The organism is Halobacillus hunanensis, from assembly GCF_900166655.1.
GTDB lineage: Bacteria > Bacillota > Bacilli > Bacillales > Halobacillaceae > Halobacillus_A > Halobacillus_A hunanensis.
Genome location: NZ_FVZB01000005.1, coordinates 826,815 through 851,192, shown reverse-complemented (window position 1 = coordinate 851,192; position 24,378 = coordinate 826,815). Strand labels below are relative to the sequence as shown.

Sequence of the window (24,378 nt, the reverse complement as noted above, 5' to 3'; positions counted from 1 at the left end):
AAATTAACATTCGTCTAAACACAATGTACACATTACTCCCTGGAGGTATTTTAGTGAGAAAAGTATTATTCGCAATTTTGTTACTCATTGTCATTTCATTCGGTTTTGTAGGTTACACAGACCTTGAATCCAAACCTACGGAAATGGCACCAAAACAAACAGAACAGTATTGATATACTAAACCCGCTGCCTAAGGCCAGCGGGTTTTTAGGTATTTATTTCTTTTTCGGCAAGTTCAACCCGCGGTCCTCTCCCCATGTCTTTTCTAAATATCTCCCTTATGATTACTTAGAGCATGTCAACACGAGTTTATATGAATAACCGAAGAAATTGTTTATTCTTCCTCCTCAAGATACAGCCCTTCCACATGCTTCTTTCCCATTTGATGTTTAATTTTTCGGTACTCTTTTGATTTGAAAATAATATCAAAGTCGTAGTCTTCAGGATAAAGTTCCTCTGCAGGGATATGAAGCTTTAACCGCTTGTGATTAATGGTCTGTTTTTCTCCTTTAATTTGCACAATATAATTCCCCCGTTGGTCTGGCCCTTTATAAACAATTGCCGTTTCCCCCGTCGCTTGAACGGTAACATTGTCTCCCATCTGGAATTCGACTGGTTTCTGGTCCGTTTTCCCTCCCGAACGAGACACCTTTCCATAACGGTTAACGGCAACTTGTTGGCTATAATCCAGTTTTCTTAAACATGTATCATCGACATGAAAAGTTTTTTCCTGTTTATACGTAATCGCGTAGGCATTTTCAAGAATCTTCGGATGTAAACCAAGCTTTAAGGCGATATCAAATGCCTGACTTTTCCCTGTTGCACCCAGGATAAGTTTGTACGTTGGCTGCAGTGTGTCAACATCAAACTCCATGGCGGCATTCATAAACCCTTGTTTACCCGCTGCGTAGTCCTTCATTTCACTGTAATGGGTAGTAGCTAAGATTCTAGCCCCTTTATCAGCTAATTGATCTAAAATTGCTGTAGCCAGCCCCATTCCCTCTCCCGGATCCGTTCCAGAACCTAATTCATCAAGCAGCACAAGACTGTACTCATTGGCTTGCCTCATCACTTCAATGATATTCACAAGTCTTGAGCTGAACGTACTCAAATTTTCCTTGATATTTTGTCCGTCCCCTATATCGACAAGTACATGTTGGTATAGAGGCAGGGTGCTTTCTTTTCCAACGGGTATGTGAAGGCCTGCTTGCGCCATTATTACCAGAAGTCCAACTGTCTTAAGGGTAACTGTTTTCCCACCTGTATTCGGTCCTGTAATCACTAAGCTTTGATCCTCCGAGTCCATCGTAATCGTCAAGGGCACAGCTTGCTCCTTAAGCAGTGGATGTCTGGCTTCATGTAAGTTGATGACATCCTCCTCATTTAAAGTTACTGACTTTCCATTGATGTGGTGACTGTACTTTGCTTTTGCAAAAATAACATCATACTTATGCATCGTTTCCATGGCAATAGACAGTTCTTGTTCGTAGGATGTAAACGTATTCGTCAAAGTGTAGAGGATTTGCTCTACCTCTTGCTCCTCACTAATTTTAAGAATATGCAACTCTTCTTGATGAACTGTAATCTCCTCTGGTTCAATAAATAAAGTAGCTCCTGAAGAAGACTGACCCACAACGGATCCCTTTACTTTATTTCGATTTTCTTTCTTAATCGGAAGAGTATATCTTCCGTTCTTTTCGACCACCAGTTTATCCTGCATATACGGTTTAAGCTTAGCAGACTTTGACATGTGATCGATTTTCTCTTTAATCTTCATGCTTTTAGCTGCTATTTGTTTGCGGATTTTCGCTAACGTTTTAGAGGCATGGTCATCTACTTGACCATGCCGAATCACCCGATGCAATTCTTCTTCCAGTATAGTTAAATCCACTATTGACCACGCATACAGACTAATCGTCGGAGCCATGATTTCCTTCCCTCTCATGAACCGTTTTAATTTTGTGCAATGATCTAGAAATGAAGCCAGACGTGAAAATTGATCAGCCCGAATTAACATGCCTTTTTTGGCTTGTTCCAGCATTTGAGTGACATTATTCAAGGTATGAATAGGCACATTACCGGAGCTCGATAGGATCGCTTTTGCTTCATCAACTTCCTTATGCCAATGGGTAATCAGCCGTTTATCATATGATGGTTTGCTTGCTAATATCGTTTCTTTTCCTTTATCGGTTAATGCATAGCCGCTCACTTCAAGTAAAATCTCATGAAATTCTAACGTTTGAAAGGTTACCTTGTTCAACTTCGATTACCTCCTATTTTAAACCATAAAAAAGCCGCCATAAGCTTAAAGGCTCATCGCAGCTGAAATGGTTATTTATGGAGAACTAAAGACACATTGCTGTGCCCGTCTGGTACTCCGCCATTTAAATGATATAAAAAAAGCTATGACTAAGTAAGCCATAGCTTTGTATATCAAATGCTTCTGCTATGAGAATGCTCGCTCTTAACTAAGTTCTGAAAAATTTAGAAAACACAAATATGACCTGCATATTGCATGTCTTTCTCAATATTTCAGAACAGTATCCAATTAACGGATTTAGTTAAGAACAACACTCATACAAACATTCTCCTTTAAAGAATGGATTTAAATGGCGGAACATACCGTTCTCTATCCTTAGAATATACAGTTCCCTCAGTAATGTCAATAATCAAAAACCTTATCGATATCGGTTTCAGAGATTTTGGCTGTATTCGCAAATAATGACCTTTCGATAATTTTAATCGCATTTTCGTTATCTTCTTCTTTCTCTGAGGCTATACCATCTCGTGGAATCCATAGATTAAATTCACGCATATAAGCGTCATTGGCTGTAAATAAAACGCAAATATCCCCCGCGACTCCGGTTAAGATCAAGTTGGAAATGCCCAGCTGCCCCAACAGAATATTCAATTGAGTTCCGTAAAAACCGGAGTGTTTAGGTTTAATAATAAAATAGTCATCATCTTCCGGGAGAATTCCGTTAATAATGGGGCGGCCGATTCCCTTTCTGCACTCCTCAATAAGGTCGGTTTTATTATCCTGCCATAGCCCAAAATTATCATTTACATAGATTACAGGTATTTCTCGTTGCTTGACCCCTGCTTTCAAGCGATTTAAGCTATCCATTATGGATCTCGTGTTTTCCAGCAGAGCCTCACCGCCGTCAAAATCCATTTTGTTAATCATATCGATAATGAGTAAAGCTGTTTTTTGGGACATCCTTACTCGCCCTCATATTTAGGAGGGCCGGCGGGAACTTGTCTTTTATGCTCTGTTCGTGCATGAAGCGCTTGAAGTCGTTGCTCATCCTCAGGGTCAATGTTTTCTCCGCGCAAGTAGGCATCTATCGAGTTATAGGATATCCCCATTTCCTCTTCGTCAGACTGACCTTCCCACAGTTCAGCACTTGGCTTCTTCTTGATCACTGATTCAGGGATATGTAAGTACTCGGCCATTTCCCGTACCTCTTCCTTTCTCATATGGATCAACGGAACTAAGTCCACGCCACCGTCTCCGTATTTTGTAAAATAACCGGTATAATCCTCAGCCGCATTATCTGTACCAACCACTAAATAACCATAATTACTGGCCACTGCGTACAGGGTGCTCATCCGCAATCGGGCTTGAAAATTTGCGCCGCCCAGCTGAGATGTTTCCTCATTCCAGTCTCCCTTTTCCACCAGTTTTTGCTGAATAGATAAATAGGTCTCATTATAAGCCTCTGTCAATTCTATTCCAACACAATTGAGATTGGCTTCCTCCACCACTGCAACGGCATCCGTCTGGTCTACAACCCGTTGATTGATCGGAAGAATTACTCCAAGCGACTGATCAGGGAAAGCTCGTTTAATCAGATAAGCCACTACAGCTGAATCGATGCCGCCGCTGACACCGACCAATGCTCCCTTTGCCCCTGCTTCCTTTACCTTCGTTTGCAGCCAATAAACAAGATAATTGATTCTTTGTTCCATAAAAGAAAGAACTCCTCTCTGTCTCCTCTTGCCTGTCTCATTCCTTCTCCCGACGTCCGCTAAACCTGTTTCAGATGTAAACAAATAGCTTTAAAAACGAGCTCAACTGCGCAATAATGTAGAATTAGATAACCACTTAAGGAGCGATTCATATGATCGAAAAAGAAAATCATGTCCTCGTCATTTTTCCGCATCCCGACGATGAGGCATTCGGTGTTTCAGGGACGATTGCCTCTTATATTAATCAAGGCACACCGCTTACTTACGCTTGTTTAACACTTGGTGAGATGGGACGAAATCTTGGCATGCCCGCTTTTGCTACACGAGAAACGCTGCCGGATATCCGCCGTACAGAACTGCAAAAAGCTGCGAAAGCGATGGGAATTGAAGACTTACGTATGCTTGGACTTCGGGATAAGACATTGGAATTTGAAGACGATCACAAAATGACTCAGCTTGTCAGCGAGTTAATCGATGAACTGCAGCCCTCTTTAATAATCAGCTTTTATCCCGGGTATGCCGTTCACCCTGACCATGAAGCGACAGCAAGAGCTGTTGTCCGTGCTTTAACACAAATCGAACCAGCTAAACGTCCGAAACTTCATGCCGTTGCTTTTGCCAATAATACTGAAGAAGAACTTGGTGAACCAGATGTCGTCCATGATATAACAAACGTTCAGGAACAAAAGCTGAACGCTATGCGTGCACACATTTCACAGACAGCCAGAATGCTCGAAACCCTTGATGAAGGAATTCGAGCCAACGATCCAGAAGCATTAAAATGGGTAACTAGAGAAGCCTTTTACAACTATAAATGGGATGACTAAAAAAAGACTGAGAGAAACTGAATGAAGCGTTAGGTAATCCGAACCATTATTGAAATCAGTTCAGATTACTTGTGTGCCATCTACCATCGCTCCACAGGACGTGCCGAACTTAATCGAACTTCTTCTGTCTCGTTTATAGTAGAAACATCCTCAGATTCCTCGGAAAGCAAAGGGCGCTTTCCTGTGGGACATTTGGGATCCAAATAGAAGCGATTACTTAGTATCAAAAACAGTGTCACACCATTGCCACAACAAACTCCTTAATGTCATGTCATCCTAGAATTCTACATGTTATGATAAGTGTGACTATTTGACTAACTTAAAATAGAGGAGATTCTGACATGAAAAAATTAGCAAACATAATCGTCTTTTTTGGATTAATTCTCATACTTACGGCTTGTGGATCCTCTACCGAAAACGAGGCAAGTGAAGACTCCAGTACAAATAGCAGTAAAGAACCCGTAATGCCGGAAGTTGAGGTACAATTCCAGGAAGAGCCTCTTCCTTTGAAAGAGGAAACAGTCATTCAAGCCGTTGTTACCAAGGGTGAAGAAAAGGTGACAGATGCTGAGTCCGTTGAATTCGAAATCTGGCATTCTGAAGCAGGACAGGAGCAATCTCATATGGTGAAAGCTGAGCATACGAGCGGCGGGGTCTATGAAGCTGGCTATACTTTTGAAAAACCAGGCACCTATGTAGTGATTGCTCATACTCAGACAAGCACTATGCATGTTATGCCTCAAGTTGAAGTCGAAGTAGCAGGGAAGGAAGCTGACAAGAAAGAAGACAGCCATGGTCACGGTGGAGAGGGTGAATCAGCTCAAGGTCACAGCCATGGAAACAGTGCATTCATGGTTCATTTTATGAATGATCATGAATTTAAAACTGCTGAGGAATCTACGCTGACTACTCACATCAATCACAAAGAGGAACCATTTGAAAACGCTATGGTAAAATTTGAAATCAGCTCAGATCAGCTGGACAAGCATAAATACGTTCCTGCTGAAGAAAAGAATCCAGGTGAGTACACTGCTGCCTATACATTCCCTTCTGAGGGAGAGTACACAGTAACCATTCATTACGAAAAACCTGACCAAGAGATTCATGGTCATCAGGAAGAAACCGTTCAAGTAACAAAATAACGTAAAAAACGTCTGATCCGTTTTGGATCAGACGTTTTTATGAATTACAACTCTGCGTTCTGAAGTTTTTTCTTCTTAGCCATTTTCTCACGTTCGTTCTTATTCAAATATTTCTTACGAAGTCGTACTGCTTCAGGTGTAACCTCGCAATACTCATCATCATCCAAGTACTCAATCGCTTCTTCAAGCGTTAGCTGACGAGTCTTTTTAATGGTGCTCGTCGTATCTTTCGTTGCTGAACGCACGTTAGTCAAGTGCTTCTCTTTTGTAATATTAACGGTTAAGTCATTCTCGCGACTGTGTTCTCCTACAATCATTCCTTCATAAACCTCTGTACCAGGCTCTACGAAAATTGTGCCGCGATCCTCAAGGTTCATAATACCATAGGTAGAAGACTTCCCTTTATCAAGAGAAACAAGCACACCTTGGCGACGTCCGCCTACTTGCCCTTTAGTCAGAGGAGCATAGCCATCGAACGTGTGATTTAAAATTCCATACCCGCGCGTTTGTGTCATAAATTCAGTAGAATACCCGATTAAGCCACGAGATGGTACGAGGAATTCAAGACGAACTTGACCGTTTCCGTCGTTAACCATGTCCTGCATTTCACCTTTACGAATTCCAATCGACTCCATAACAGCGCCTTGATATTCTTCAGGTGTATCGATTTGAACACGTTCCATCGGCTCACACGTTACTCCATCGACTTCTTTCAAAATAACTTTCGGCTTGGAAAGCTGAAGTTCAAAGCCTTCACGACGCATATTTTCCACAAGAATAGACAAGTGTAACTCTCCACGTCCTGATACGGTAAAGGCATCAGGAGAATCTGTAGGTTCAACACGCAAACTTACATCTGTTTCTAATTGTGTCAATAAACGTTCTTCGATTTGACGGGATGTTACATACTTCCCTTCGCGGCCTGCAAATGGGCTGTTGTTCACTAGGAACGTCATTTGAAGAGTCGGCTCATCGATACGAGGAATTTCCATTGCTTCCTGGTGAGTTGTCGGACAAACCGTTTCCCCAACGTTAATGTCTTCCATACCAGCTAGAGCAATAATGTCACCGGCTTTAGCTTCTTCAATCTCGATACGTTTCAGACCGATGAAACCAAACAGTTTAGACACCCGGAAGTTTTTCACAGAACCGTCTTTCTTCATAAGTGACACTTGCTGTCCTACTTTAATACTTCCGCGGAATACACGTCCAACTCCGATACGCCCAAGGTAATCGTTATAATCAAGGAGGGTAACCTGGAATTGCAGCGGATCATCCTGTGTATCAACAGGAGCCGGAATATTATTCATAATCAGCTTAAAGATCGGATCCATTGTTTCGTTCTGATCTTCAGGCTCATCACCGGATGTACCATTCAATGCGGAAGCATAAACAACAGGGAACTCAAGCTGTTCATCGTCTGCACCGAGCTCGATAAATAAATCAAGTACTTCATCAACTACTTCATTAGGACGAGCATTAGGACGGTCGATTTTGTTCAAAACAACAACTGGTGTTAACTTTTGTTCCAGCGCTTTTTTCAGAACAAAACGAGTCTGTGGCATACAACCTTCATAAGCGTCAACAACTAATAACACACCGTCTACCATTTTTAGAATACGTTCTACTTCTCCACCAAAGTCTGCGTGACCTGGTGTATCGAGAATGTTAATTCGTGCATCATTATAATTAATCGCGGTATTTTTCGCTAAGATTGTAATGCCGCGTTCTTTTTCCAAATCATTAGAGTCCATAGCACGGTCATCCACGTGTTCGTTCTCACGGAATGTACCAGAATAGCGAAGCATCTGATCCACAAGCGTTGTTTTTCCGTGGTCAACGTGTGCGATGATCGCAATGTTACGAATATCATTTCTGTGTTGCATGAAGCACACACCTCTTTCAAATCGCAAATTATTCAACCTGTCTAGTATAACACATAACGAGATTTGTCGATACCTATTATGCACTTAATTCGAATCGTGTACACATCGAGACAGAAGGTTTATTTCCCAAACCCTTTCTAATCCTGTCTATTCACAGTACAATAGGAAACAGCTTTAAGAGAAAAAGGTGAAATCAATGAAAACGAGACGCCAAGGTGAATGGTTTGAAATTACGATCCCCAAAAAATGGGATTCCTATACAATTGAACGGATCCTAAAGAGTGAATGGAAAGTCCCTAGAAAACTCCTTCATAAACACCGGACGGAACGGAGTGTAACGTTGAACAATGAATCGAGGCATTGGAAACAAACGCATGTGAGCGAAGGGGACTCTCTCCGTATCAAACTGTTTGAACCTCGTCCGCTTGAAGTGACCCCGACTTATGCTGACATTACCGTTGTATATGAAGATGACCACTTACTTGTCGTTAATAAACCAGCAGGAGTGGATACTCATCCAAACAGACCTGAGCAGACGAATACGCTCGTTAATGCAGTGGCCTTTTATTTTCAGGCGAATGGAATTGAATCCACTCCAAAGTACGTGCATCGTTTAGACCGTGATACTTCTGGAGCCATTTTATTTGCAAAACATGAACTTGCGATTGCATTGCTGGGCAATTTGTTGAAGAGAAGAGAGATTAGCAGAACGTATCTGGCGTGGGTGCACGGTAAAATCAAACCGGCTCAAGGTACAATTGTACAGCCAATTGGTAAAGATCGTCATCACCCCGCACGAAGAAGAGTGTCTGCTGGCGGACAGCATGCTGAAACGTTTTACGAACGGATTCAATATAGTGATGATCGGAGAGCTTCTCTCGTTAAGTTGAGACTCGGCACAGGACGCACTCATCAAATCCGCGTCCACTTAAGTTATGCAGGTCATCCTTTGCTTGGCGATGAACTTTATGGCGGGGAAGCACATTCTCCTGGCAAACAAGCTCTTCATGCCGCGAAACTCAGCTTTACTCATCCGTTCACTGAGGAGTTTATTGAATGTTTGGCGCCACCTGAACAAACGCTGAGCTTATTTACCTCTGACCATGTGCAGGCATTACTAGACTCTGAATGAATTTTGATTCTGCCCGATCGATCAATGATTCGACCGGAAAGTTAACAGATTCTGCCCAAACTTTATGGGATCCAAACTAAGAAGGATTCTACCCTTAGCGCAAAAAGATTCTAACCTAACGTGATTTCGAAGCAAAAGAAGTCGCTCATCCCTCAGATGAACGACTTCTTTCTTTTCGCTTGTGCATAATACAATTTCCACCGTAAACCGCAACTGCTCCGGAAGCGACCACAGAGGCTGCGTCCATAATGAAAAGCGCCCCTTCATTATTTCTCATCACAACCTGATTTAAAATCGCCAGCAGCAGTGCACACATGAAAAAGACGATCGCTGCCCAGGAAATAACGCTGGTGTACTTCTTGGGTGATTCCTTCATCGCCCAAATAAAAAATACAGCTGACACCAGAGTTCCTGCACAGAAAATCATGGCCTCCCCCGATGACACAGGCGGGCTGATAAGAATTTTCGTTTGATAGAAAAAGGTCAGTGCACCTGTTGCAAGGGCAACTGACCAAGTGATTAAGAATACACGCATAACTGATCTCCTATTCTGTTATCTGTTTATAAAGGTTGTCATATTTGTCTGCACATTCGAGATCAAGCTCAGTCAATCCTTTCGCCTGCCAAGATGTTAATTTAACTGTAACCATTTTATAGTCAATGCTGATAAACGGATGGTGCTGGATATCTTCGGCGTACTCAGCAACATTATTCACAAACTGAATTCCTGTTAGAAAATCCCCAAACCGATAACGTTTGACAATAAACTTGCCATCCAGCTTCCAACCCTCTAACCCATCCACTCTTTCTTGCTTCTCATCGTCAGGTATCCTTTTTTCCATGAATTTATCCTCCTCGATTCGTTTATATACATAGTCGATTATGATGTGAGCTCTAGAAACTCTTCTACATCTGCCCGGCAAAGGTCAAGCGCATGTTCCCAGAAATCTGGCTTTTCAAGATTAACATCCAAATGCTTTTGAGCCAGCTCTTCCACCGTCATGCGCCCTGTATCTTGCAGAAGAGCAATATATTGATCCTCAAAATCGTGACCTCCCTCAATTGCTTTCGCATACACACCGAGGCTGAATAAATAACCAAATGTATAAGGAAAGTTATAAAAAGGAACATCTGTAATGTGGAAATGAAGTTTTGAGGCCCAGAATGTTGGGTCATATTCATCTAAGCTGTCTGCATAGGCCTCTCTCTGTGCCTGCACCATTAATTCGTTTAACCGTTCAGTAGAAACTGTTCCCTGTTTCCGTTCCTCGTAAAATCTTGTTTCAAAAAGAAAGCGAGAATGAATGTTCATGAAAAATGCGACACTGCGTTGTATTTTATCTTCAAGTAACGCTATTTTTTCACCCTCATTGGCTGCATTTTTCACTGCGGCATCTGCCACAATCATTTCAGCAAACGTAGAGGCTGTTTCCGCTACATTCATCGCATATCCTTGATTCATGATCGGCAGCTCATTCATGACATGTTGATGGTAAGCATGTCCAAGTTCATGAGCCAGTGTAGCCACATTCGACAACGATCCTGAGTAGGTCATAAATATCCTGGTTTGCTCGCTATCCGGAAAACTCGTACAAAATCCTCCTGGACGTTTCCCAGGCCGATCTTCCGCTTCAATCCACTGCTTGTCAAAAGCCATTGAAGTGAATTCCGCAAGCTTGGGACTGAATTTCTCAAATTGTTCAATGATGAACTGTGCCCCTTCATTATAATTCATGTTCTGATTACTATCCCCGAGGGGTGCTCCCACATCATACATGCTCAGTTTCTCTTGGCCGAGTAATTGCGCTTTTCTCTGTAAAAATTCTTTATAACGATCTTTAAACTTAGAGATTGTTTCCCACATAGTGGTTAATGTCTTTTCACTCATTCGATTATATTCAAGCGGCTCTTTTAAGACGTCGTCCCATCCCCGGTGCTTATAAGTTTGCAGCCTGAACCCCGAGAGATGATTCAGTGTTTCTGTGAACAAATCCGATTGACTGCTCCAGGCACTTTGAAGCTTATCAAATACTTTCTTTCGCTGATCTCGATCAGAAGTGTTCAACTTGTTAGCAGCTTGCCCAACCGATAACGTCTCCCCATCTAATTCTATCGTCATTTTCCCAACGATCGTATCATACATTTGACCCCAGGCGTGATAGCCATCTACTGATAAGTCATTCATTAATGACTCTTGAGCAGCATCTAGCTTATCCTTCACCTTTCGTCTCCGTTCTTCCAGCACGAATGATAAGTCGGCAAGTGAAGGTGTTTTTAGCATAGTCCCCCAAACATGCGAATCGATTTGAACTAATTTCTGGTCAAATTCAGTCATTATATTCCCGAACCTGGCACCGAGTTCGCTTCGTTTCGTGACTAAGGATCCAGCCGCTGTATCATTGACATTTTGAGCTGTCAAACAGCTTACAAATGCGCCAAACTCCCCCAAATGCTTTGATGTTTCTTGGCGTTTATCAATAATTGAAGTCAGCTGGTCTGTCTGCTCAGGGTTTTTCGGTGGCAAAAATTGATAAACAAGCGTTTCTAGTTCGCTTAAAAGAGTTTCAGTCTCATCTATGTACCCTTTCAATTCCTCTGAGTGGCTTCCCCCTTTGAAAATAGTATCTAGATCCCAAGTTGGTTTATAAACTGTCATCCCGACCATCCTTTTTCAATCGTATTTTTCGGCTCTATAAATCACTTCTATTGTATCAGAAATTTTCAAAGATTATAGACAGTTATAAGTTATAGGTTTCCTTGATCATGTTATAATTTTCCTATAAATTTGGATGAGGAGAAGATGGTCGAGGAAATAACTCGCTTTCCGTGGCCCCACTACGCGCGAAAGCGAAGTATATTTTCGTAGCGGTTTATATGCACCAATTATAGTTTTTACTAAGTTCGGATTTTCATTTGATAAAATACTTTTGTTCCAACCCCGTGGAAAGCGAGTGATTTCGCACCCCATTCTCCTATTAAAATTACGGAACCTTGCTCGGTCCAACAAACGGAGCGATTGCGGAGCAACGACAATAGAAGGAGATCTATCAGCCTTTATTTTTGAAAAGGCCCATCATGAAATTACTCTCAGGCATAAGACTTACAGGGAAAGGATGATCCTATGCGCTATAAACGGCAAGAGATTCTGAGGTATGACTTTAAAGAAATGGTTTCAGCACACTTCAAAGTGATCAATCACGCTGATGAATCGTCTTACCCTTCACAAGGCACCGGACAGATTGTTAATATAAGCGCCGGCGGTCTGCTTCTTGCTACCAGTTTTAAACTTCCAGCTAAGCGAAAAATCCAGCTTTTCCTTGAAACGACGATTCTTCACCATACGTTGCACTTTATTTCAGAAATTGTCTGGAGTAAACAAGTTGGTACGACTTATCATTATGGACTTCGTTTCCTCGACGATCACCATGATGAAATAATAAAAGTTCTTAAAGAATATCAGAAGCAGCAAAATCCTCTCTAGGGTACTCCTAGAGAGGATTTTTTAATGGTCATTGCATAGATTGAAATTGTTTTTCTACAGCTTGAAGTAAAGGATGCCCTTCTCTGAGTTCAGATACTTCCATCAGGGCAGCTTTAACTCCTTTTTCTTCTATCAGAGATTGAAGCTCTACTGCTTCCTGATCTTGATCCTGTTTGTAGAGTAAGGCCGCTGCAATGACTTCAACTAAATAAGCCGGTGTTTCCTTATTCCATTCGACATATTCGACAGCCGGACGAATTAGGCGGTCATTTGCTCCCAGCTTACGCTTCGGAGCACGGCCTACTCGAGATACTTCGTCTGATAATTCCGGGTTCGCAAACCTTGATAATATCGTTTCTATATACTGTTCATGCTCACCTTTTGTAAATCCATATTTTTTAATGAGGACATCGCCTGACTCATCTAAGGCCCCTTTTATTTTAGGAAGAATTCGATCGTCATGTAAGGCCTGATTGATCGTTTGCAGTCCATAATAACTTCCTAAATAGGCAGCTACAGCATGTCCTGTATTCACTGTAAATAACTTTCTTTCTATATAAGGAGTCAGGTCTTCCACAAGTTTGAGCCCGTCGATCTCTGGAGTCTCTCCTTTAAGCGAAGATGAATCCGCTACCCATTCAAAATATGGCTCGACAGTCACTTTCAATATTTCGTCGTGAACTTGACCCGGAACGATTCGATCGACTGCGGCATTAGGAAAACCTGTTCTTTCTTCGACACGTGATGCTTCTTCTTGGGTTAAGTATGAAAGCACGTGTTTCTTAAGCAAATCACTGCCCCCGATCATATTTTCACATGCAATCACATTAACAGCAGTTGTTCTATTCTTTAATCCTTCAGCCATCAAAGGGGCCACTTTGGGTAGAATAGAAGGACCTACGGCTGTTGTAATGAGGTCTGCTTGTTTGATCTGTTCTATGACCTCTTCTGGGTGCGTCAAACTATTGACGCCTGATATGTTTGTCACTTCTAATACATCATCCGATCCGGCCAGTTCAACCGTATATCTTTTTTTATTATTTATTTGATCGATTAGCTCACCGTTCACATCAACAAATACGATTTCGTAACCTGCCTTATATAATAAAGCACCGATGAATCCTCTGCCGATATTACCTGCACCAAAATGAACCGCCAGCATTTAATTCACCTCTTCAAAAATGGCAAGAATGGCTTCCTTGGAATCAGCCTGCAGTATTTTATCAATGTTCTCTTCTTCAGAGCATACAAGAGCAATTTGAGACAATACCTCTAAGTGTTCGTCTCCTTTACCCGCAATACCAATCAGTAATTTCACGATATTTCCTTCACCAAAGTCTACTCCCTCTGGAACCGTTACAATCGTAATCCCTGTCTCTTTCACAGCTTTTTTTCCATCTTCTGTCCCGTGAGGAATGGCTACATAATTCCCCATATAAGTAGAAGTAACTTCTTCTCGTTCAAGCATTTGGCCAATGTATTCTTCCTCGACATACCCTTGCTTATGAAGCAGATTTCCTACAAATCGAACCGCTTCCTCCTTACCATCAAACTTTTCGTTTAAGACAATATTGTTCGCAGTTAAAATAGTTTCAGACATGTTCATTCTCCTTTTAATTTGAAAGTTTTTCTTGTAAAAATTGATATAGTTTGTTAGAAAAATAAATGTTCATACGTTCCTCATCATGGGATTGCAGTACATGCGTACTTTCCTCATCCTCTACAATTAAGGAACTTAAATAACTTAACACTTCATTCCCGCGAATAGACAAATCAGCTGGAGCGAGCATTACAATAAAGGAATCACTATTCATGTTCTCTCCATCCATTCCTTGCACCTCGATTGCCTCCTCGAGATGAACGAGGGTGAAACATGGTTTTGCTATTTCCTTTAATTTTGTATGATAAATCGCAAGTTTGGTATCGGGAATACCCAAACCGCCAGCTTCCTCTCGTTTCAGTAAGGCCTTTGCAACCTTAGGGACATCATGTACAACGTCAGCCTCTTTTAAATACTGGCAAGCTTCAAGCAACACCTTCTCCTTATCTGCTTCAGTTGTACGTATGATGGATAGATGGTTTAAAACTTCCGTAACGGTTTCCGCATAAGCCTGAATGGCCTCTATTGAATATTGAATATCTTCCTTCGATTCATGTTTAAAGGGAAGCCTGGAAACAGGTCTGGCTTGCTTCAATCGCTCATCCATTCTTACCTTGCGAATAACGTGCTGCAGTTTTTGAATGTCCTTAGTAGGAAGCATTGGATTAACTAACACATAATCTGTGTAATCTCTCATAGGAACCGTAGATATCACGAGATCATACTGTTGATGATCCGATTTTTCCAAATCAAACAGGGAACGATGATCTACCTCTTCAATCTGATAAAACTGCTGTTGAAGTTTGGCAGCGAGTATTTTGGCCGTTCCCATTCCGCTTGAACAAACAACCAATACTCGAAGTCCACGCGTTTCCTCCATATTTAGCAGCGCTGAGGCAAAATGCATCACGATATAGGCCGTTTCCTCTTTAGGAAAAACAAGACCGGGAAAGACTTGTATAACTGCACTCTGTACAGTCTTGAACAAGTCAGGATAATCCTGTTCAATCTGCTCGGTCAACGGATTTTGAATATCCATTTGCTGCTGAATTCGATATACACTCGGCTTCAGATGGACAACCAAATCATTAAGCAGCTGTGTAGAATGATGAAGTTCCTGCCGTGTAGCCTTTGAGACAAATTCAATGAGCTGTTTGGCTTTAAAAGCAATACTTAGACTGCTGTCTTCAATTATGGCATCTGTATCATAGCGGATCTTCGCCCCCATAAGATGCATCGTAATATAGCCTGTTTCATCTTCTGGTATATCGATCTCAAAAGTACTCTCAAGTTTCTCAATCAGCGCTGCAGCCAATTCAAATTCCTTAGAATCCTTTAAAGAACGCAAGTATTCCGCATCCATAACGATAACTTCACCTTGTTGTAAACGTTCAATAGCTAAAGCGATATGGATGACTAAACCGATATAGGCATGGTCTGTTAAGTCATAGTGTAAAGAAGGTCGAATGGATTCGACAGTTGTTTCGATAAGAGAGATATTTTCCCTGCTTACCAGACCCAGTAATTGTTCTGAAACTTGATCGAGCGAAGCATCATTCACGTTCTCGCGAAGCAGCGTTATAAAGTCTAATTCGTTCATATGCTTCATAATTAATAAGCTGATCGCTTCGCGAATATGAGACTCACTTCCTTTAACCTCAACTCCATATCCTCTTTTACGAATCAGTTCAAGCTGAAAATCATTGACTCTCTCTTCCATCTTATCCAGGTCATGACTAATCGTCGCTACTGTCACACCTAATTCTGCAGCCAAGGAGAAAAGTTTGACCGGTTCCCTAGCCTCAAGCAGTTTAGACAAGATAAGTACCTGGCGCTCCTCAGGCGTATAATCTATAGCCTCGTGTGAAACGATCGCTTCTTTTAACTTTTCCCTGCTCGATTGATCCCCTTCTATCGCCAGTCCTTTGCCTGCTTGTCTTTGTAAAAGCAATCCATATTCCCGAAGAACCTTCTCAATTCCCTGCAAATCCCTGTGAATGGTTCGTGCACTTACATCAAGGTATTCAGCTAATTCTTTTATAGGTACCGTTTCCTTTGCATCAACCAGAAGCTGAAGCATTTTTCTTTCCCTTGCAGATATAAACATCAATTATCCCCCCCTTTCCTTAGAAAGTAGAAAGAGGTTGGGACATAACTAAATCTCCTAAGTCAAAAGACGATGATGTGCTGTTTTAGCGGAGAAAATATCTTTGTCCCAACCACATTCATTTATTCACTTTCCTGTAATTCACCAACCAATTCATCATACTTCGGACTATTTAAGAAGTTTTCAACAGAAATATGATGTGCATTCGGAACTTTCTGTTTGGCTCTTTCTGTTAAATCTTTATGGGTAATGACAATATCCACATCTGAAGGAAGATCGTTGATTGCCATATTCGTTACATTTATATCAATCGAAGCTTTTTTAAATTTATTTTTTAATAACGAAGCACCCATGGCACTTGATCCCATACCGGCATCACAGGCGAATATGACTTTATCAATAGCTCCCTGGTTGATCTGAGGAACCTCTTGAGTCTCGTCATTTGGCGTTTCCTGCGGCTCATTTGCCGTCAATTGATCAGCCACACTGCTTTTCTTACCTTTCATTTCTTCCATTTTGGAGGTAGCTGCTGTAATGTCCTGTTCTTCTTTTCCAGACTTCAGAATAACGGCAGCGACTACAAAAGTAACAGCCGCGGCCACAAGTACACCAGCAATCACTCCTATATAGTCCCCTCTAGCAGTTAGAGCCAGCACGGCAATGATACTGCCAGGCGATGCCGTAGAAGTAAGTCCGACTCCGAATGCAGCAAATGTAGCTGTCCCTGATACACCACCTGCAATAAGCGCAAGAATTAAGGACGGCTTGGACAGAATATAAGGGAAATAAATTTCATGAATTCCCCCGAAGAAGTGGATAATAGCTGCCCCTGGGGCGGACTGTTTGGAAATTCCTTTTCCGAATATGGAAAAAGCCAGTAAAACACCAAGTCCCGGTCCAGGGTTTGTTTCCAACAAGAATAAGATGGACTTTCCTAATTCTTCTGTTTGCGTTACGGCAATCGGGCTCAAAATCCCATGATTAATAGCGTTATTTAAAAACAGAACTTTTGCAGGTTCAATAAATATATTGACTAATGGTAAAAGTCCCGCATTGATCATGACTTCGACACCTGCACCTAAAGCTAAGGTAATTCCAGTAACAATCGGTCCAATGATTTGTAAGCCGATAATGGCTAAGATTGCTCCGGCAATCCCGGCACTAAAGTTGTTAACGAGCATTTCGAAACCTGACTTAACTTTTCCTTCAAAAAGCTTGTCAATCCATTTAATTGCATATCCACCTACTGGTCCCATCAGCATGGCGCCCATAAACATAGGAATCTCTGCTCCTACAATGACCCCCATAGCTGCAGTGGCACCAACAACGCCGCCGCGTAAACCGTGAATAATACGTCCGCCGGTAAAAGCAATTAATAATGGCAATAAATATTTAATCATCGGGTCAACTAGTGCGGCCAGATCCTCATTTGGCGCCCAGCCAGTCTCTATAAATAATGCTGTAATAATCCCCCAGGCGATAAAGGCAGCAATATTTGGCATGATCATTCCGCTAAGGAAGCTGCCAAACTTTTGCACTAACGCCCTTATCCCTGACTGTTTATTTTGTTCAGACATTGTATGTTTCCTCCCTCTTTTGCTTCGTTTCCTATACTTTAATACTAAAGCGATTACAGCAACCTTATCAATATAATCTAAATGCATGTTTGGCAGAAGGAATGTTGCCATTTTTTAAATGAGGTTTCAAGTAAACAAATATACTCCATGTTATTATTGCGTCTTGTAACACAAATGAAATATTTTGTCATAAAAATGAAACCTTTTGCCATTTATATCCGTCTAATAAGTATAAGAAGTTGAAGCCGATGCTTTTCGTACAGCAATTATTCAGTAGATTTATGAAGTAACAGCAAGGCAGACAAGATTTTGTATTTATAGAAAGGGGCTCCTATTATGAGAAAGCAAGCCGAATATAATTCTACAGATTTCATCTATGGTATTAGTGGTTCCGCAATTTTAGCAAGTATTCTTTATATCCTTATCTATATTGTATAATTAGATGAGTACTATACGTGCCTCAAAAATGAAGTAAGAAGCTGCTGGATCGCCTCAGCGGCTTCTTACTTTAGGATATCTTTTTCTTTTCTATCGTTATCCTCATTTTCTTCAACGGTGATTTCCTCATTCTCATGAAATTCTTTGTCGGTTTGGCCTGTTATATAATCGAAAGGGGTATAGGAACTATCTACCGGTTTCTTTTTTATAAATATTTTCAAAGCTACGATTATGATCAAAATAAACACAGCAACCCCTACGATCAAAAGGCCTATACTGTTTAGCAGCAAATAATCGCCCCCTTTATTTTTTTCATTTTCCCTCTAAACTCTTTCTGAAACAACAAACAGACCTGCTCGTTTAAAAACAGGTCTGCGCAGCGTTATTCATTATCTTCACGATTTTTCTCTTCAAATACTTCAAGAGCTGAACGTCTTTTCTTCTTGTTGCGTTTTTTCCACCTCTTGATATGAATGGTAGGAGGTTCGTAATCATCAGAGGCCCGAATATCTGTATTCGAAGCTTTGAGAAATGACCAAGCTAACAGAAACATGATAAAAATCAATGGGAACCCTCCGACAATACTAGCCGTCTGCAAAGTATCTAGTCCTCCTAAAAACATCAGCACTAACGGCATAATACTTAACGCGAAAGCCCAAAATAGTCGATTCCAGCGAAGCGGCTCTCCCTCAACTTCTTTTTGTACAACAGAAGCCAAAATATAGGAAGAGGAATCAAAGGTTGTTGCTAAGAAGATAATCGCAAGAACTGTAAAGACCAATACCATAAACTTCGCTAAGGGAAGCTGATTAATGACCTCAATAATCGTTGCCGGAGCACCATTTGCATCCATAAAACCGACGACATCGAACTGACCTGTCAGCTGCAGATACAAACCGAAATTCCCCATAATCCCGAAGAATAAAATACACCCGATGGTTCCATAAATCATAGTCCCTAGAATCATTTGCCTTATCGTTCGGCCTCTTGAAATCCTAGCTACAAATAAACCGACAAACGGTGCATACACAAGCCACCAGGCCCAGTAGAAAATTGTCCATGATTCTGGGAAACGTGTCTCTTCAAATTGGTCTAGATTTCCAAAAGGCTCCATCCAGGTTGCCATTCTGAAGAAATTATCCAAGATAACCCCTACTGAGTTAACGGTTGTTTCTGATAAAAATCGAGTAGGTCCAAAAATGAAAATAAAAGCAAGCAAGAACAATGCGAGCCAAATATTGATATCACTTAATACCTTAATTCCTCGTTTTAGACCCGAATAAGAACTAATGGCAAAAATCACTGTGCATATGAGCATGATCCCTGCTTGAAGACCCAGTGTGACTTCTAATCCAGTTAATTCACTGATGCCCTCAGCGATCATCGGGGCACCTAGTGCTAATGTTGTCCCTGCCCCGCCTAATAAACCAAACATAAACAATACATCAATAAGATTGCCCAATGGTCCGTCAACTGATTTTCCTAAAACCGGACGGACCGATTCACTTACTTTCAATACAGGTTTCTTTCTAACATAATAGAAGTAAGCAATCGGCAAAGCAGGTAATGTATAGATCGCCCAGGCGATAGGTCCCCAGTGGAATATGCCGTAAGCTGTGGACCACCGGATAGCCTCCATTGATTCAGGTGCAAGACCGTATGGCGGGCCCTGATAATAATAAGCCCATTCGATGACACCCCAATACAATATACTTGAACCAATACCAGCAGCAAACAGCATAGCTGCCCATGAGAACGTGCCGAATTCAGGTTTTTCACCTTCATCGCCTAATTTAATGAGTCCATTTTTACTAAAAGCTACAAAAATTAAGAAAGCAAAAACGACTAGTCCCATAATAATATACAGAACTCCAAATGTACCTGTCATAAACGAGTTGGCTTGATTAACAATTTCCTTTCCGGCCTCTGGAAATAATACAAGTGGTACCGTTACTGCTAAGAGTAAGACAAGGGCACCAATAAACGTAGGCCAATCAATCAATTTCATATTCACAATGCATCTTCCTTCCCGGTAAAACCATTGCGTTTCACCATAGTGATATTGTAGAGAGGAAAAACTTTGAAGAAAATGTGTCAAGAGGATGGGAGCACAACCAGTAATAAAAGGAATAAAGACTATGACTTTAGAAGCAGTATGGTATAGTTATACCCTCTTCCCCAAAAGATTAACACAATAATCGACAAGATTCTCACATCGTTGATATTCTTTATTTAAACACGGGTCACAACAAATAATAAAAAACGTAACCCATCAAGGATTACGTTTTTTGCTCGCTTAGTTTATCACGACAGCCATTTTTTATTCGCTGCCTAAACCATAAGAAAGGAGGCTGGATGCGATGAGTTTATTCCAAAATTGGGACAGGTTCTTCTCACCTTTGTATATCCCCTCATACACAGCATGGCCTGCCGCTTGTTGGCTGTTGTTCAAACCAACTGAATGGGAGAATGTCGAAATTGTTCTGCTCATCTTAATTACCCTATTCCTCATTTTCGCTGGGACAGTCGAAACAAATAGCGATGAAAAGAAACATCGTCTGTTCGGTTATTTATACTTAAGTTCAAGCCTCTTGATTTCAATAGCAGGTCTTTGCTATTGGCTGGTTTAAGTTTTTTAAATAAAGAATAGCCAAGGAAAAATTATCGGGATCATAATGATGATGGTGACAATAAGCCACTTGTTGTAATCCTCACTTGTTAATTGTTTCCGGTAAGATAATGCCCAGGCCAATAATAACAGCACCGTTACGACAATACTTTGTAAATGAAGGCTTCCATCTTTAGTATTTAGAAAAATATAGACGCCGCCCTCAATAAGGATGAGGGCACCTAGTATAGAATTAAAAATATGCGTAAACGTCTTACTCACCTTATTTCACCTCACAAAACACCTAATTCTAACAACGACAAGTATAGCAGATTCCCTGAAAACATGTACATTAATCAGGCAGGCGCATTGATATTTAGCGCCTGCCTAGTAACTCTGAAAGAGCTGTTTCAATGAATTTGTCATCTCAAAAGCGGACCTGTCCTGCTTCAGTATCACCCAATAATCATTATAAAACAAAATATCAAGAAGTTTAGTATCTCCTGTTGATAGTGTAAGCCCTCCAATTGGTGTTCCGCTGCCGCTTACTTTCTGATCCATTTCAGCACTTTTCTTTAAGGCCTTTAAATATTCCCGGATTTTTTCCTCTTTTTTGATGGTGAAAATTTCTCTCTTTTCATCAAACCGATATAATTTAAGAATCAAAGGACGTTGATAGTCGCTCCACGCATGCGGCGTAATTTTATCTTGATTAAAGACCAGTGGGTTAAAAAAATATGTATGATTTACATAAATAACAGTAATTATGACTAAAATTATCACGATTATAGAATAATTTATTTTCTTTCGCATCCTTACACCCCTGTCTTTACGCACTCATTCAACTAATAGGTAATTGAATTAGCAAAAAGTGCATTACATTTCTATTACTGTTAACCATGTATGGTATACGAATAACCCGTGTCTTTCGTTTCATTTTTTCATAAAGACACTATCCGAATCACCCTAAAAAGAGTAAAGACCTGAGAAATGTATCTCAGGTCTTTACTCCTTTACCGTACTTTTATTAAACCTTCCCGAATCAATTGGGCTGCTCTTGTTTTCTTAATTCAATTCGTCTGATTTTACCTGATGTTGTCTTTGGCAGCTCAGTAATGAACTCAATTTTTCTAGGATACTTATAAGGAGCCGTTAATTCTTTCACGTGATTCTGAAGTTCTTTAATCAACGATTCTGTTCCTTCATATCCATCTTGCAGAACTATAAAAGCTTTTACCACATTTCCACGAACTTCATCCGGACTGGAAACCACGGCACATTCCTGAACGGCGGCATGTTTGACTAGCGCATCTTCTACTTCAAATGGTCCTATCGTATAACCGGAACTGATAATAATATCATCGCTTCTTCCTTCAAACCAAAAGTATCCTTTTTCATCCTTTTTAGCTTGGTCACCGGTTACATAATAATTGCCCCTTTGCGCTAGCTTAGTGCGTTCATTGTCCTTATAATACTCCTTAAATAAAGCAGGAGTATCTAAATGGACAGCAATATCCCCAACTTCACCTGCCTCAACCGGATCGCCTTCCTCATCGATGATATCCACATGATTTCCAGGTGTAGGACGTCCCATGGAACCAGGCCGAACTTCCATATCCTTCATAATCCCAACAAGTAATGTATTTTCAGTCTGGCCATAGCCATCACGAACCGTTACATCAAAGTGACGATTAAATGTATCGATTACTTCTCGATTTAGCGGTTCCCCGGCTGAAACGGCACTATGTAAGTGCTTGAGGCTGTATTCCTGTAAATTATCAACTTTGGCCATTAATCGATATTCAGTTGGTGTACAGCACAAGACATTGACTTGATGTTGATCAAGTAAACCCAAATATGTCTTCGGGTCGAATTTACCTTGATAAATAAGCCCCTTTGCCCCTGTTCCTAAGACGGAAAGAAAAGGACTCCAGATCCACTTTTGCCAGCCTGGTCCTGCTGTTGCCCATACTGTATCTCCATCCTCGATCGCCAACCATTTATAGGCGGCCGTCTTTAAATGGGCGAATCCCCATCCGTGGGTATGTACGACTCCTTTTGGATTTCCTGTGGTTCCAGAAGTATATGAAAGGAACGCCATGTCATCTCTATGGGTATCAGCCATTTCCAATGAATCAGATTGCTCCTCCATTAAGTCATCAAGACTTAACCAGCCTTCTTTAGATCCACCACTAGTAAATGCCTTCACATGCCCCATTTCCTTCACTTCATTAAACTGATCAGTAAAAGCATGGTGACTAACAACTGCTGTGACTTCTCCGTGAGAGATTCGGTAAGTCAGATCCTTAGCACGGAGCATTTCAGAGCTGGGAATGACAACGATGCCCACTTTTAAGGCGGCAACATATACTTGATATGCAGAGATCAGCCTTGGGATCATGACTAGCACTTTATCTCCCTTTTTTAAACCAGCTTCGAGGAAAGCGTTTCCAATTTTGTTCGCATTTTTTATTAACCCGTCATATGTAATTTCTTCACGGTCGCCTGTTTCATTCAGCCATAATAAAGCTTTTCGATCATAATCTTTAGCATACTTTTCCATTTCCATTACGATGTTATATTGTTCTGGTGCAATCAGCTGAGCTTGGTCCACTATGACTCCTCCTTTGATTATGAGTACCTATTCATTTTGATCTACTTAAGTATATCAAAATTTTCAAAATTTTAAAATGAGATAATCTCCTATAAAAAAAGCCACCAGAAAATCAATCTTTTCCAGTGGCCTGCCATTTGCTGGTTCAAGCTAAGCGTTTAAAGTTTTGTCCCATAATTTCATTCATAGAATGGACGGTAATAAAAGCTTTGTTATCGATAGCCGTCATATACTTTTTAAGTCGTGTATAGTCTTTTCTGTTCATGATGGTAGTGATAACTTCTTTATCTTCCTGATTGAATGCGCCTCTGGCATAATGGATTGTCGCTCCACGCCCCAGATTATGCACAATAAAATGACGAACTTGTTCACTCTCCCGGCTGATGATGACAATTTCTTTATTGTGATTAAACTGCTGCAGCGCGTAATCAATTACTAATCCATTAAGGATCACTCCGAAGAAGGCGTACATGCCAACCGCTGGCCCAAATACAAAGATAGAAGACACAGCAATGGCAAGATCAGAAAAGAGTACTCCTTTTCCAACCTCGATTGAGAAATATTTATTTAAGATCATAGCAAAGATATCGGTTCCGCCTGTGGAAGCCCCTTGATGAAATACAATGGCCATCCCTGAAGCAGCAATGATTTGTCCTATAATCAGCTGGATTAGCAAATCATCACTCAACGGCTGGTTCATAGGAAATAACGCTTCAAGTCCCCATACCATAAAGGATAGAGCAAAGCTTGCATAGATAGTTTTAGCCCCGAACTGAAATCCTAGAAATATAAAACCAATAATAAATAAAACCACGTTCAGCATAAGCATAATCAATCCCAAGGATAGATCAGGAAATACATTGCTTATAACAATAGATAATCCACTTACTCCTCCAGTGGCTAAATCGTTTGGCGAAAGAAAGAAATGAACATTTACAGCTACTCCCAAAGACCCAATATTTATGAGTAAGAAGGAAAGTAATTTTTTCATCAT

22 protein-coding genes are annotated in these 24,378 nt (G+C 40.9%); 5 read left to right on the top strand and 17 right to left on the bottom strand.

Annotation, left to right across the window (positions count from 1 at the left end; all coding sequences use genetic code 11):
• Positions 1 to 334: 334 nt before the first annotated feature.
• From B5354_RS05230 to nadE, 3 genes are all read right to left on the bottom strand, one after another.
• Entirely contained in the window at positions 335 to 2,260 is a 1,926-nt protein-coding gene (locus B5354_RS05230) for an endonuclease MutS2 (RefSeq protein ID WP_079526553.1), read from the bottom strand.
• 402 nt (positions 2,261 to 2,662) lie between these two features.
• Positions 2,663 to 3,220, bottom strand: coding sequence for a cysteine hydrolase family protein (locus B5354_RS05225; protein WP_079526552.1), 558 nt, complete (start codon positions 3,218 to 3,220; stop codon positions 2,663 to 2,665).
• A 2-nt stretch (positions 3,221 to 3,222) separates the two neighbouring features.
• On the bottom strand, positions 3,223 to 3,972 hold the full coding sequence (gene nadE / locus B5354_RS05220) for an NAD(+) synthase (protein ID WP_079526550.1): 750 nt from the start codon (positions 3,970 to 3,972) through the stop codon (positions 3,223 to 3,225).
• 152 nt (positions 3,973 to 4,124) lie between these two features.
• Between nadE and bshB2 the strand changes: the two genes are divergently transcribed.
• A complete protein-coding gene (gene bshB2, locus B5354_RS05215; protein ID WP_079526548.1) occupies positions 4,125 to 4,799 on the top strand; it encodes a bacillithiol biosynthesis deacetylase BshB2 in 675 nt (224 codons plus the stop codon).
• Between the two features lie 341 nt (positions 4,800 to 5,140).
• Positions 5,141 to 5,941, top strand: coding sequence for a FixH family protein (locus B5354_RS05210; protein ID WP_079526546.1), 801 nt, complete (start codon positions 5,141 to 5,143; stop codon positions 5,939 to 5,941).
• A gap of 44 nt (positions 5,942 to 5,985) precedes the next feature.
• On the opposite strand, the gene typA is transcribed toward B5354_RS05210, so the two are convergent.
• Entirely contained in the window at positions 5,986 to 7,827 is a 1,842-nt protein-coding gene (gene typA / locus B5354_RS05205) for a translational GTPase TypA (protein ID WP_079526544.1), read from the bottom strand.
• Positions 7,828 to 8,023: 196 nt separating this feature from the next.
• Between typA and B5354_RS05200 the strand changes: the two genes are divergently transcribed.
• Positions 8,024 to 8,959 carry an RluA family pseudouridine synthase gene (locus B5354_RS05200; protein WP_079526542.1) on the top strand — a complete coding sequence of 312 codons (936 nt, stop codon included), beginning with the start codon at positions 8,024 to 8,026 and terminating at the stop codon, positions 8,957 to 8,959.
• 145 nt (positions 8,960 to 9,104) lie between these two features.
• On the opposite strand, the gene B5354_RS05195 is transcribed toward B5354_RS05200, so the two are convergent.
• The 3 genes from B5354_RS05195 to B5354_RS05185 are packed head-to-tail and all read right to left on the bottom strand — an operon-like array spanning position 9,105 to position 11,615.
• Positions 9,105 to 9,494 (bottom strand): hypothetical protein, encoded by a 390-nt coding sequence (locus tag B5354_RS05195; protein ID WP_079526540.1) that lies wholly within the window; start codon positions 9,492 to 9,494, stop codon positions 9,105 to 9,107.
• A gap of 10 nt (positions 9,495 to 9,504) precedes the next feature.
• Positions 9,505 to 9,801 (bottom strand): 4a-hydroxytetrahydrobiopterin dehydratase, encoded by a 297-nt coding sequence (locus B5354_RS05190; protein WP_079526538.1) that lies wholly within the window; start codon positions 9,799 to 9,801, stop codon positions 9,505 to 9,507.
• Between the two features lie 38 nt (positions 9,802 to 9,839).
• Positions 9,840 to 11,615 (bottom strand): M3 family oligoendopeptidase, encoded by a 1,776-nt coding sequence (locus B5354_RS05185; RefSeq protein WP_079526537.1) that lies wholly within the window; start codon positions 11,613 to 11,615, stop codon positions 9,840 to 9,842.
• 465 nt (positions 11,616 to 12,080) lie between these two features.
• Between B5354_RS05185 and B5354_RS05180 the strand changes: the two genes are divergently transcribed.
• The gene (locus B5354_RS05180) at positions 12,081 to 12,440 is read left to right on the top strand and encodes a PilZ domain-containing protein (RefSeq protein WP_079526535.1); all 360 of its coding nucleotides are present in this window, start codon (positions 12,081 to 12,083) and stop codon (positions 12,438 to 12,440) included.
• A 28-nt stretch (positions 12,441 to 12,468) separates the two neighbouring features.
• Here the strand turns inward: B5354_RS05180 and B5354_RS05175 are convergent, their stop codons facing one another.
• The 6 genes from B5354_RS05175 to B5354_RS05150 all read right to left on the bottom strand — a co-directional run bounded on the left by B5354_RS05175 (position 12,469) and on the right by B5354_RS05150 (position 20,176).
• Positions 12,469 to 13,602 carry a mannitol-1-phosphate 5-dehydrogenase gene (locus B5354_RS05175; protein ID WP_079526533.1) on the bottom strand — a complete coding sequence of 378 codons (1,134 nt, stop codon included), beginning with the start codon at positions 13,600 to 13,602 and terminating at the stop codon, positions 12,469 to 12,471.
• Positions 13,603 to 14,040 carry a PTS mannitol transporter subunit IIA gene (locus tag B5354_RS05170; protein WP_079526531.1) on the bottom strand — a complete coding sequence of 146 codons (438 nt, stop codon included), beginning with the start codon at positions 14,038 to 14,040 and terminating at the stop codon, positions 13,603 to 13,605.
• Positions 14,041 to 14,053: 13 nt separating this feature from the next.
• A complete protein-coding gene (locus tag B5354_RS05165; protein WP_079526529.1) occupies positions 14,054 to 16,147 on the bottom strand; it encodes a BglG family transcription antiterminator in 2,094 nt (697 codons plus the stop codon).
• A 122-nt stretch (positions 16,148 to 16,269) separates the two neighbouring features.
• Positions 16,270 to 17,724, bottom strand: a complete 1,455-nt coding sequence (locus B5354_RS05160; RefSeq protein ID WP_079526528.1) for a PTS mannitol transporter subunit IIBC — start codon at positions 17,722 to 17,724, stop codon at positions 16,270 to 16,272.
• A gap of 503 nt (positions 17,725 to 18,227) precedes the next feature.
• Positions 18,228 to 18,452 (bottom strand): DUF3951 domain-containing protein, encoded by a 225-nt coding sequence (locus tag B5354_RS05155; RefSeq protein ID WP_079526526.1) that lies wholly within the window; start codon positions 18,450 to 18,452, stop codon positions 18,228 to 18,230.
• A 92-nt stretch (positions 18,453 to 18,544) separates the two neighbouring features.
• Complete coding sequence (locus B5354_RS05150) at positions 18,545 to 20,176, bottom strand: BCCT family transporter (protein ID WP_139377060.1); 1,632 nt, start codon at positions 20,174 to 20,176, stop codon at positions 18,545 to 18,547.
• 346 nt (positions 20,177 to 20,522) lie between these two features.
• On the opposite strand from B5354_RS05150, the gene B5354_RS05145 reads away from it, so the two are divergent.
• Positions 20,523 to 20,792: a hypothetical protein gene (locus B5354_RS05145; RefSeq protein ID WP_079526524.1), complete on the top strand. Its 270-nt coding sequence runs from the start codon at positions 20,523 to 20,525 to the stop codon at positions 20,790 to 20,792.
• Between the two features lie 5 nt (positions 20,793 to 20,797).
• On the opposite strand, the gene B5354_RS05140 is transcribed toward B5354_RS05145, so the two are convergent.
• From B5354_RS05140 to B5354_RS05125, 4 genes are all read right to left on the bottom strand, one after another.
• Positions 20,798 to 21,052 carry a hypothetical protein gene (locus B5354_RS05140; RefSeq protein WP_079526522.1) on the bottom strand — a complete coding sequence of 85 codons (255 nt, stop codon included), beginning with the start codon at positions 21,050 to 21,052 and terminating at the stop codon, positions 20,798 to 20,800.
• Between the two features lie 105 nt (positions 21,053 to 21,157).
• The gene (locus tag B5354_RS05135; protein WP_079526520.1) at positions 21,158 to 21,583 is read right to left on the bottom strand and encodes a hypothetical protein; all 426 of its coding nucleotides are present in this window, start codon (positions 21,581 to 21,583) and stop codon (positions 21,158 to 21,160) included.
• Positions 21,584 to 21,812: 229 nt separating this feature from the next.
• Positions 21,813 to 23,384, bottom strand: coding sequence for an acyl-CoA synthetase MbcS (mbcS, locus tag B5354_RS05130; protein WP_079526518.1), 1,572 nt, complete (start codon positions 23,382 to 23,384; stop codon positions 21,813 to 21,815).
• Positions 23,385 to 23,529: 145 nt separating this feature from the next.
• Complete coding sequence (locus tag B5354_RS05125) at positions 23,530 to 24,378, bottom strand: YitT family protein (RefSeq protein WP_079526516.1); 849 nt, start codon at positions 24,376 to 24,378, stop codon at positions 23,530 to 23,532.